Source organism: Streptomyces sp. NPDC091682, from assembly GCF_044756625.1.
In the GTDB taxonomy this organism is placed as follows: domain Bacteria; phylum Actinomycetota; class Actinomycetes; order Streptomycetales; family Streptomycetaceae; genus Streptomyces.
The window spans coordinates 100,678-111,845 of the sequence record NZ_JBIVTH010000024.1; the positions used below are offsets into that span (position 1 = coordinate 100,678).

Below are 11,168 nucleotides of genomic sequence, written 5' to 3' on the forward strand. Positions count from 1 at the left end.
GGAGTCGGCCGTGACGAAGGACGGGCCGCCCGTGCGACGGCCGGCCCCGGGACCGGAGTCCCGGGGCCGGCCGTGCACAAGGGCCGTCGACCGTCACCGCTACGACGTCGGCTGGGCGGGGAGCGTGTAGACCCGGTCGGGGGTCACGATCTTGGTGATCGCTTCGCCGAACAGAGTGCTGGGCTCCTGGCCCTGGTACCCGATGTCCGTGTTGAGCAACACGACCAGCGTGGCCTTCGATTCCGGTAGGTAGAGGACCAGCGACCCGTAGCCCGGCAGTGAGCCGTTGTGCCCGATCCAGCCCTGGACGTTGAAGATGCCGAGGCCGTAGCCCGTACCCGGGAGCGCGTCGACCACGTCGAGGCGCTGGGCCTGGGTGGCCGGGGTCAGCAGGGTCCCGGTCGCCAGGGTCTTCGCCCAGCTGCGCAGGTCGGGGAGGTCGGAGATCATCGCGCCGGCCGCCCAGGCCCAGGAGGGGTCCCAGTCGGTGGAGTCCTCGACCTTCCCGGAGGCCGTCTGGTTCGTGTAGCCGTGGGCGTGCGGACTCGGGAACTCCGGGCCCGTGGGGAACACCGTGTGCTTCAGCCCGGCGGGCTCGACGACCTCCCGGTCGATGAACCGGTCGAGGGGGACGCCGCTGACCTTCTCCACCACCAGGCCGAGCAGGATCAGGTTGGTGTTGCAGTAGTAGAACTTGGCGTTCGGCTCGAAGAGCACCGGGTGCTTGAAGGAATAGTCGAGCAGTTCCTGCGGAGTGAAGCGCCGGTCGGGATCGCTGGTCAGCGCCTTGAAGAAGTCCTCGTCCGCCGAGTAGTTGAACAGACCGCTCCGCATGCCGGCCAGCTCGCGCAGGGTGATCCGGTCGCCGTTCGGGACGCCGTCGACGTACTTGCCGATCGGGTCGTCCAGACCGACCTTCCCCTCGTCCACCAACTCCAGCAGGGCGGTCACGGTGAAGGTCTTGGTCACGCTGCCGATCCGCATGTTCAGGTTCGGGGTCATCGGCGCGCCCGTGGCCTTGTCGGCGATGCCGAAGGACCGTACGTAGTCGCCCTTGCCCGGAGCCGACACGGCCACGATCACGCCCGGGATCTTCGCCTCCGCCAGAACCTTCTTGATCGCGGCGTCCAACTGGCGGGTGACGGCGGGGGTCAGCTGCGCGAACCCGTCCGAGGCGGGTGTCGGGCTCGGCGCCGGAACCGTCGCGGCGGGCACGCGCGCCGCGTCCCCCGCGTACACCGTGCCCGCGCCGGCCCCCGTACCCACGGGCCCCACCACGAGTCCGAACGCCGCCACTGCCACGGCGGCACTGCACCAGCGCGTCGTCATGTCCGGCCTCCTCACCCGCCGAGCCAAGGAACCATCTCTCCACGCTAGACCTGTGCACCCGGGCGGGCGACCGGAGCTGGCAACGACGAATTCGTCCAAAAATCTATTCTAGAAATATCTCCGGATCGGTCAGACTTCCCCCCATGACCGGTCGTACCTCCGGCCCCTGGCCGGAACCCGACGAGCAGCGACCCGACGGCTTCGGCCCGCCGCCCGCACCCTTCGCACCGCCCGCACCGCCGGCACCGCCGGCACCCTTCGCACCGGGCGCCCCGCGATCCGGCGGCCGGCGACGGCTGCCCCGGCCCGTGGCCGCCGTCGGCACCGCCCTGGCGCTGCTCGCCGCCCTGCTCCTCATCGGCGGCGGCGCCCACCACCTCACGGTCCGCGACGAGTCCGCGCAGCCCCCGGCCGGACCCTCCGGTTCGCCCCCGGTCGACCGCGGCGACGGCAAGGGCCCCGGTGGGGGACCCGACGCCTACGACCCCAACGCCGGCATCCGGGCGGGCGAGGCCCGGGTCTGGCTGCGCGACAACCAGGCCGAGGTGGCCGGGGCGGGCACCTCGCAGTACGGCCCCTGGCGGGTGGGCGACACCGTGGTAGGCGCCCTGACGAGCGGTTTCACCGGCTATGCGGTGGCCGACGGCCAGGAGAAATGGAAGCTCTCGATCCAGACCCCGCTGTGCGGGGTCCCGCCGGCCCCGTCCACGAACGGCAAGCTCGTCGTGGGGGTGAAGGAAAGCGCGTCGGAGACCTCGCGCTGCACCCACCTCCAGCAGATCGACCTCGCCACGGGGCGGGCGGGGTGGAAGGTTCCGGTGCCGCCGGAGAACGCCCACGACACCACGACGCAGTTCGAGCTGGCGATCAGCGGTGACACCGTGGTCGTCGCCCGGGCGGCCGTCATGAGCGGCTTCTCGGTCACCGACGGCCACAAGCTCTTCGGTACGTCGAGCCCGAACGGCTGCTATCCGTCCGCCGTCGCCGGGGGCTCGCGGCTCATCGCCATCCGCCAGTGCCCCGACCCCAAGGACGCCGTCGCGCGCGGACAGGCGATGGTCGAGGAGCTGGATCCGGCCACCGGCGTCGCGCGGTGGGGCTACAAGTACGCCCAGAACTGGACGGTCGGCCGCGTGCTCTCCATCGACCCGTTGGTGATCGCCGCGCACCACAAGGACAAGAAGACCTGGAACCTCACGGCGTTCGCCGGCGACGGCGCGGTCCGCTCACAGGGCTCCCCCGCCTTCGGGGTGAGCGGCCGGTGCAACGGGTTCGGCAACGCGAGCGGCTTCCAGGAGTGCTACGCCGCCACGGCCGACGCCGACTCCCTCTACATCGGCGCGGGCAAGCCCGGGGCCACCCTCGACACCGAGGACACCGGCCAGGTCGTCGCCGTCGACCTGAACACCGGCAAGGAGCGGTGGCGCACCGCCGAGCAGCCCAAGGGGCGCACCATGTGGCCGCTGGCCGTCGAGGACGGTCGGGTCCTCACGTACGTCACCCCCGGCAACGGCGAAGCGGGGGCGGTCGTCTCCCTCGCCGCGACCGACGGAGCCGTGCGATCGGTCCTGCAGAGCCCGGCCGCGGCCCGCGGCGCCGAGGGCGTCTTCTACCCCCACGGCGTCCGCATCGCGTGGGCGGGCGGACGGTTGTTCCTGCTCAACGGCCGGGTCTACAGCCCCGAGCCGCGCAAGGCGAGCCGCGCGATCCTGTCCTTCGGCACGTAGGGCAGGCAGGTACCAGGAGGGACACCGTGGACAATCCGTACCAGCAGCCGAGTCACCCCGGCGGCCCGTACCCGCCGCCGCCGCGGCCGTCGCAGCAGCCCGGCGGCGGGCGCCGGATCAGCAGGAGGCGGCTCGCCGTCGGGATCTGCACCGTGACCGCCCTGGCGGTCGCCGCCGCCGCGACCGGTGTCGCACTCGGCGCCCGCACGAACCGGGACCGCATCCGGGCGGCCGCGGCGGCGTCGGCGGCGGACCCGACGAAGCCGCTCGTCGCGGGCTGGAAGACCGTGATCAACCCCACCCACGGCACGGCGTTCGACGTCCCGCCCGGGTGGGAGGTCCTCGAACCCCAGGTCTTCAGCGGCTACGAGGACAGCAAGGACCCGGAGAAGGTCCTCATCGGGCACACGGCCCCGGCCTTCTACAAGTCCCAGTGGTGCAGCATCGACGCGGACGGCGACGGCCAGGTCACGGACGTCCGGCTCGCCAACGTGGGCACCAAGGGCGCCGGTGGCGCCAAGGACCCCACCGACACCGCCGTGAAGGAGGCGCCCACCTGGGTCTACGCCGCCTACACCCAGCCGGACAAGAGCGTGGTCAAGGCGGACGCGCCGGTGGCGTACACCACGAAGTCGGGGGTGAAGGGGAGTTACGTCAAGGCCCGTTCCTCGGGCGCCCCGCGGCCCAACCGCTGCGCGGGCGACGGCCAGGCGGTCGTCTTCGGCTTCAAGAACTCCCGGGGCGACCTCGTCTCCTGGGACTTCTACGGCCGCACGGGCGTCCCGGGCGCCGTCGACGACGCCCTGATCATGCGCATCCTGAGCACGGTCCGGCTGGCGGGCGACCCCAAGGACCCCGGCCCCGGGCCGTGATCGCCCGCCCGCCGCTCCGCGTGGCCGCGCCTCGTACCGCTACCGGCAGCTGTTCGGCGAGCCGCGGCCCGTCCCGTGGCCCGCCGTGAACATGGGTGTGTACGAACTGTTCGTGCTTCTGCCAGCTGTGTTCAGGGATCCAGTAGCCCGTGCGGCCCCGAGCGGGCAGCGTGACGACGGGAGCCGTCACACGGCCGGCACGATCCTCAGCGATCGGATCCCTCGCGCGAGGCGATGCGCCGGATGGGCGAGGTGTCCGCACCTGGCCCAGATCCGGCGTCTGAGACCAGGACCGAAAGCGAGAGCACCCGGGCAGCCCGTGCACGGCGGCGGCGCAAGATCCGGTGAATAGCAAAAGCCCCGGGTCACGGCGAGTGATTCCCGGGGCTTCGCTGGAGCCGCCTTCGGGATTCGAACCCGAGACCTACGCATTACGAGTGCGTTGCTCTGGCCAACTGAGCTAAGGCGGCACCGCTGATCAGACAAGTGTTCCCTCGAAGAGGGGCGCTCATCAGCAGCGGCGCCAAGTCTACAGGCTCTGGACGGGTGCCCCGAACCAGGTTTCGCCGCGGCGCGACGCAGGTCACATATCAGGGTGATCGCCTCATAGCCGACACCTTTCGCTACCAAGCCGGACGGGGGTCCCGCAGGTGCGCCGGGAGCAAGCCGTGCACCGGGGCGGCGGTCTCAGCACTTCTTGCCGTCCTGCGGGGCCTTGCCCTCCAAGAGGTAGCGGTTGATCGCGGTGTCGATGCAGGCGCTGCCGCGCCCGTACGCCGTGTGGCCGTCGCCGTCGTAGGTGAGGAGCTGGCCCGATTCGAGTTGGCCGGCCAATGCCTTGGCCCACTTGTACGGGGTCGCCGGGTCGCGGGTCGTGCCCACCACCACGATCGGCGCGGCGCCCTTCGCGGTCAGCTCCCTCGCCTTGCCGGTGGCCTTCACGGGCCAGTACGTGCAGTTCAGCGCGGCCCAGGCCAGGCCCGTGCCGAAGACCGGGGAGGCCTTCTCGAAGGACGGCAGGGCGGTGTCGACGGCCTCGGGGCCGCTGAAGGCGGGGGGCTGGTCGAGGCAGTTGACGGCGGCGTTCGCGAACATCAGGTTGGCGTACTTGCCGTCCGCCTCGCGCTCGTAATAGGTGTCGGCCAGGCTCAGCAAGCCCGATCCGTCGCCGTTCATCGCCGAGCTGAGCGCCTCGCGCAGCTGCGGCCAGGCGCTCTCGTCGTACAGCGCCGCGATCACCCCTGTCGTGGCCAGGGCCTCACCCAACGGGCGGTCCGGGTCGCCGCTCGCCACGGGCTGGGCGTCGACCTTGCGGAAGAACTCCTTCAGGCGCGCCTCCACCGCGTTCGGGTCGCCCTTGCCGAGCGGGCAGTCGGGCTGCTTCGCGCAGTCCTTGGCGAAGGCGGTGAAGGCGGTGTTGAAGCCCTCCGTCTGGTCCCGGTTCAATTCGAGCGCGGGCCGGGTGGGGTCCATCGCCCCGTCCAGGACCAGCCGGCCGACCCGGTCCGGGAAGAGGTCCGCGTACGTGGCGCCCAGGAAGGTGCCGTACGAGGCGCCGACGTAGTTGAGCTTCTTGTCCCCGAGCAGCGCGCGCAGCAGGTCCATGTCCCGGGCGGCGTCGACGGTGGAGACGTGCGGCAGGACCCGCCCGGATTTCGTCTGGCAGGCGGCTGCGAACTCCTTGAAGGCCTTCACCAGCTCGGCCCGCTCGGCCGGGTCGTCCGGCGTCTGGTCCACCTGGGTGTACTTGTCCATGGCCGGGCCGCTCAGGCACTCGACGGGGCTGCTGCGTTCCACCCCGCGCGGGTCGAAGGACACCATGTCGTACCGGGCCCGGACGGCCGCGGGATAGCCGATGCCCGCGTACGCCTGGAGGTAGCCGATGCCGGAGCCGCCCGGGCCGCCCGGGTTGACCACGAGCGAGCCGAGCCGCTTGCCGGGACCGGTGGCCGTTCGGCGCGACACCGCGATGTCGACGTCCTGGCCGGAGCCGGGGTTCGCGTAGTCCAGGGGGGCCTTCATGGTGGAGCACTGGAATCCGGGGACACCACAGTCGCGCCAGGTCAGCTTCTGGTTGTAGTACGGGCGCAACGCGGCCGCGTCGGGGGACGGCTGCGCCGCTGCCGTGCCGGACCCCGATGGGGAGAACGCGGCGGCCCCGGGCTCCCCCAGCCCGCCCGAGGTGCACCCGGAGAGCAGCAGCCCGGCAGCTGCGATCACGGTTCCGGTGGTACGCAGCAGGCGACTGGTGTCCATCCCCGGAGCGTACGTCTTAACGGAGGACGTGAGCAGGCGCTCCGGGACCAGACGGCCGCACGCCTTCCGTGGCCCCTACCTGCCCCGGCACGGACCGGCTGCTACCCGGCCCTGACGACCGGTTCGCCCGTACGGGTGAGCCGGTCAACCGGATGTGGACCACCGCCCTGCCGCCCGGACGCGGTCAGCCCGCGCGCAGGGCCATCGTCATCGCCTCGACCGCGAGGAGCGGGGCGACGTTGCGGTCGAGGGAGTCCCGGCAGGCAATGATCGCCTCGATCCGGCGCAGGGTCCGCTCGGGGCCCGAGGCACGGGCGATCCGGTCCAGGTCGGGCCGTATCTCCTCGTTCGCGATGGCCACGGACGAACCGAGCTGCAGGGCCAGGACGTCCCGGTAGAAGCTGGTGAGGTCGGTCAGCGCCAGTTCGAGGGTGTCGCGCTGGGTGCGGGTGCGACGGCGCTTCTGCCGCTCCTCCAGCTCCTTCATCACGCCCGCCGTGCCGCGCGGCATCCGGCTACCGGCGCCCGCCGAGGCTCCGAGCGCGGTCCTCAGCTCCTCGGTCTCCTTGGCGTCGACCTCCTCCGCAACCTGCTTGGCGTCCTCGGCGGCGGCGTCCACCAGCTCCTGGGCGGCTTTGAGGCAGGCCCCGACGTCGTCCACCCGGAGCGGGAGCTTCAGGACCGTCGCCCTGCGCTCCCGGGCCACCTCGTCGGTGGCCAGCCGACGGGCGCGGTCGACGTGCCCCTGGGTGACCCGGGCGGCCGCCAGGGCGGTCGTCGGCTCGATGCCGTCACGCCGCACCAGCATGTCGGCGACGGCCGCGACCGAGGGGGTGCTGAGGTTGAGGTGGCGGCAGCGGGAGCGGATGGTCGGCAGCACGTCCTCCACGGAGGGCGAGCACAGCAGCCAGACCGTGCGGGGCGCGGGCTCCTCCACGGCCTTGAGGACCGCGTTGGCGGACTTCTCGTTCAGCCGCTCGGCGTCCTCGACCAGGATGACCTGCCAGCGACCGGTGGCGGGGGACGTGTAGGACTTGCGGACGGTGTCCCGCATGTCGTCGACGAGGATCTGACTGCCGACCGCGACGACGGTCGAGACGTCCGCGTGCGTGCCGACCATCGTGGTGTGGCAGCCGTCGCAGAACCCGCAGCCGGGCTCACCGCCGAGGGCACGGTCGGGGCTGGTGCACTGCAGGGCAGCGGCGAAGGCCCGGGCGGCCGTGGTCCGCCCGGATCCGGGCGGACCGGTGAACAGCCAGGCGTGGGTCATCTTGGACGCCGCGGGCGGCTCGGTCCCGGCCGTAATGGCCGTGACCAGGGCATCGGCGTCGCGGGCGGCGGCGGCCAGCTGCGCCTGGACCCGCTCCTGTCCCACCAGGTCGTCCCATACGGGCATCCCGCCCACCACCTTTCACTCTCCGTGCACCCATTGTGGCGGGCGGCACTGACAATCCCGTCCCCGCCGAGGTCAGCGGCGGCGGCGCGGCCCCTGTTCGCCCCGGTCGCCCTCGTCGCCGTCCTCGTCGTCCCGGTGGCGGCCCAGCAGCTCGTCCGCCAGCGTCGGCAGGTCGTCCAGGGGGGTCTCCTCGGCCCAGTCCGGGCGCGGCCGGCGCGGCCGGCCCTCGCCGTCGAGGACGGGAAGCTCCCGCGTCCGGTCGTTGCCGGAGTCCCGGAAGATGCCCGACGGCACCCGGTCGGTCGGGTTCTCCTCGGGGCGCTGGGCCGTCGGCCGCGTGGCGGACCGGGCGCGCCCGGTCCCGCTGTCCTGAGGGGACTGCGGCGCCTGCGGGGCGGCCGGAGGCACGGGCGGCAGCACCGCCGTCTCCGCGATGGAGGCCGGGTCGATCTTCGGCACCGGGACGGTCTGGGTGACGTCGTCCGGCTGGACGACCCGCTTGACCGGCTTGGTCTCCGGGACCACCGGAGCCGTCGGGACGATCGGGGTCTCCACCGTCACCGCGTCGCCCGGGTGGGGCTCCGCCTCCGGCTCCGGCTTCTTGGTCATGGCGACCTTCGGCCCAGGTGCAGGCACAGGGGCGGGAGCGGGAGCAGGGGCGGGAGCAGCCGGCGCAGGAGCCACCGGGGCGACCGCAGCAGCCTCCGCGGCCGCCACGGCCGCGGCAGCTGCCGCCTTCGCCGCCGCCTCGGCCGCCACCAGCCGGCGCGCCTCCTCGGCCTTCAGCAGGGCCTCCTCGGCCCGCCGCTGCTTCTCCAGCCGCCGTTCCTCGGCCTCGGCCCGCAGCCGGGCCTCCTCCTCGGCCTGCCGGCGCAGCCGCTCGGCCTCCGCCGCGCGCGCCTTCTCCTCGGCCTCCAGGCGCAGCCGCTCGGCCTCGGCCCGGGCCCGGGCCTCCTCCTCGGCCCGCAGCCGCGCTTCCTCCGCCCTGCGGGCGGCCTCCGCCTCGGCCTTGATCCGCGCTTCTTCGGCCTCGCGGGCCAGCCGGGCCTCCTCCTCGGCCCGCAGCCGCGCTTCCTCCGCCTTGCGGGCGGCCTCTTCCTCGGCCTTGCGCCGGGCCTCCTCCTCGGCGAGGCGCCGGGCCTCCGCCTGGGCGGCCACCTCCGCCTCCGAGAGCGGAAGCATCCGGTCCAGGCGGTGCCGTACGACGGTGGTCACCGACCCCGGATCCTGGCCCGCGTCGACCACGAGATAGCGGCCGGGGTCGGCCGCGGCAAGGGTCAGGAACCCGGACCGCACCCGCTCGTGGAACTCCGCCGGCTCCGACTCCAGCCGGTCCGGTGCCTCCGTGAACCGCTCGCGCGCCGCCTCCGGCGATACGTCGAGCAGCACGGTCAGGTTCGGAACGAGTCCGTCGGTGGCCCAGCGCGAAATCCTGGCGATCTCCGTCGGGGAGAGGTCACGGCCGGCGCCCTGGTAGGCCACCGAGGAGTCGATGTAGCGGTCCGAGATGACCACCGCGCCGCGCTCCAGGGCCGGACGCACCACCGTGTCCACGTGCTCCGCCCGGTCGGCGGCGTACAGCAGTGCCTCGGCGCGGTTCGACAGGCCGGCCGAGGAGATGTCGAGCAGGATCGAGCGGAGCCGCTTGCCGACGGGGGTCGCCCCGGGCTCCCGGGTCACCACGACCTCGTGGCCCTTGCCCCTGATCCAGTCGGCCAGCGCCTGGACCTGGGTGGACTTGCCGGCTCCGTCGCCGCCCTCCAGAGCGATGAAGAACCCGGCGGCCGACGCCGCCTGTACGGGCTCCCCGCCGCGCAGCGCCTCGCGCAGGTCCCGCCGCAGGGGCACGCCCCGGCGGTCGTCGGCCTTGGTGAGCACCACCACGGCGACGGGCAGCAACAGGGCGCCGACCAGCATCAGGGTGAAGGCGGCGCCGCCGTGTGCGAAGACGACCTCGGCGCCGGTCAGCCGGTGCGGGCCGATGGCCGCGGCCAGGGCGGGCGCGGCGACGGCGCCGAGCGCCACGGCCACCCGTACGACCGCCTGGAGGTGTTCGGTGATCCGGGCCCGCCGGAACTCCTCGGTCTCCTGGTCCAGCAGGGTGTGGCCGGTGTTGGCCGCGACGCCCGCGGCGGTGCCGGCGAGCAGCGAGAGGAACAGCACGGTCGCGGTGTCCGGGACGAGCCCGGTCAGCAGCAGCGCGAGCCCGGTGACCGCTATGGCGAGGGCCAGCAGTCGGCGGCGGGACAGGGCGGGCAGCACCTTGCCGGCCTGGGTGGCACGGATGCCCGCGGCGGTGCCGCCGACCAGCGCGAGGACGAACAGCGCGAAGGCGGCCGGGCCGCCGCCCAGGTCGAAGGCGTGCAGTACGGACACGGCTGCGGCGCAGGACACCGCTCCGGCGACCGCGGCGCAGCTCAGGACGAGGAGCGGGACGGCACCCGTACGGCCCTTGTCGGGGCGGTCGCCCGACTTGGGGGTGCGCAAGCCCTCCAGCGGCGAACGCGGACGCGGGGTCGCCCCACCGGGCAGCACCAGCGGCAGCAGCAGGGAGACCGAGGCGGCGAAGAGGCCGGAGGCCACGTACGAGCCGAGGGCGGCCTGGTTGGCGGCGAACCAGTCGATGCCGAGGCCGAGCGCCTTGCCGACGAGGGTCGCGGCGAGCAGCGCCGCCGCGGCGATCGGGAGCGCCGCGAAGGACGTGCGCAGGGTCAGCCGGCGCAGCGCGTCCAGGTGGTCCGGGAGCGGCCGTACGGTCGCCCCCTCCGGCGGCGGCGCGGGCAGCAGGGCGGGCGCCGCGCTCTCCTTGGCCAGGGTCCACAGCCGCTCGGCGGCGCCGGAGACGGAGACGGTGGCCAGCAGCGCGATCAGCGCGTGGGCCGGGATCCAGTCGAGCCACAGCGGGGCGACGACGAAGAGTCCGAGACGGACCCCGTCCGCCCCGATCATGGTCCAGCGGCGGTCCAGCTTGCCGCCGGCACCCAGCAGCCCGGCCAGCGGGCCGAGGAGGACCGCGCCGAAGAACAGGGTGGCGAGGATCCGGACCCCGAAGACGGCGGCGACGGCGAGGGCCTGGCCGCGGTACCCGCCGCCGAAGCCCCCTTCCGAGGCCGCTGCCTGGTAGGCCAGCAGCACCAGCACCAGTAGGGCCAGGGCATCGCCGATGCCGCTCACCAACTGGGCGCTCCACAGTCGGCGCAGCCTGGGAGTGCGCAGCAGTGCGCGCACCGCACGCTCGCGGGAATCCGCGGCTAGGGCTTCGTCGTAGGTGGGGTTCGCCGGGGCGGTCACGACCGCCGGCTGCTCGGCTCGCGTCATCCGCCCAGCCTATCCGCTGCAGTATGCGGGTGCGGAAGCCTGTGGACGAGGTCCGATGTGACCCCGCACCCACCTTTCCGGGTCGGTGCACCGGCCCCGGGAGACGGGGGCACCCGGCTCCGAGTGCGGCGGCGTTTCGAGGGGCGTTTCGAGGGGCGTTTCGAGGGGCTTTGCGGGGGGGGGTGTCTCTATGTCCTTCGTCAAGGACGTGGTGCCGGGTATGCGGGCGTTTGGGGTGGTCATGCGGCGAGGGTGATGGTGGGGGTTCTG

Annotated in this window: 6 protein-coding genes and 1 tRNA gene; 2 read left to right on the forward strand and 5 right to left on the reverse strand. The window is 73.3% G+C overall.

Annotation, left to right across the window (positions count from 1 at the left end; all coding sequences use genetic code 11):
• Positions 1-99: 99 nt before the first annotated feature.
• The gene (locus tag ACIQK6_RS36415) at positions 100-1,329 is read right to left on the reverse strand and encodes a serine hydrolase domain-containing protein (protein WP_329099865.1); all 1,230 of its coding nucleotides are present in this window, start codon (positions 1,327-1,329) and stop codon (positions 100-102) included.
• Positions 1,330-1,472: 143 nt separating this feature from the next.
• Here ACIQK6_RS36415 and ACIQK6_RS36420 point away from each other — a divergent pair, with 143 nt between their 5' ends.
• Together ACIQK6_RS36420 and ACIQK6_RS36425 are read left to right on the forward strand one after the other, a co-directional pair.
• Positions 1,473-3,056, forward strand: a complete 1,584-nt coding sequence (locus ACIQK6_RS36420; protein ID WP_402696778.1) for a PQQ-binding-like beta-propeller repeat protein — start codon at positions 1,473-1,475, stop codon at positions 3,054-3,056.
• Positions 3,057-3,082: 26 nt separating this feature from the next.
• The gene (locus ACIQK6_RS36425) at positions 3,083-3,928 is read left to right on the forward strand and encodes a hypothetical protein (protein WP_329099867.1); all 846 of its coding nucleotides are present in this window, start codon (positions 3,083-3,085) and stop codon (positions 3,926-3,928) included.
• Positions 3,929-4,321: 393 nt separating this feature from the next.
• Here the strand turns inward: ACIQK6_RS36425 and ACIQK6_RS36430 are convergent.
• The 4 genes from ACIQK6_RS36430 to tmk form a co-directional block, all read right to left on the reverse strand.
• Positions 4,322-4,398, reverse strand: a tRNA-Thr gene (locus ACIQK6_RS36430).
• A gap of 217 nt (positions 4,399-4,615) precedes the next feature.
• The gene (locus ACIQK6_RS36435) at positions 4,616-6,184 is read right to left on the reverse strand and encodes an alpha/beta hydrolase (protein ID WP_329099868.1); all 1,569 of its coding nucleotides are present in this window, start codon (positions 6,182-6,184) and stop codon (positions 4,616-4,618) included.
• Positions 6,185-6,368: 184 nt separating this feature from the next.
• On the reverse strand, positions 6,369-7,580 hold the full coding sequence (locus tag ACIQK6_RS36440; protein ID WP_329099869.1) for a DNA polymerase III subunit delta': 1,212 nt from the start codon (positions 7,578-7,580) through the stop codon (positions 6,369-6,371).
• A gap of 72 nt (positions 7,581-7,652) precedes the next feature.
• Positions 7,653-10,898 (reverse strand): dTMP kinase, encoded by a 3,246-nt coding sequence (tmk, locus tag ACIQK6_RS36445; protein WP_402696780.1) that lies wholly within the window; start codon positions 10,896-10,898, stop codon positions 7,653-7,655.
• Positions 10,899-11,168 lie beyond the last annotated feature (270 nt).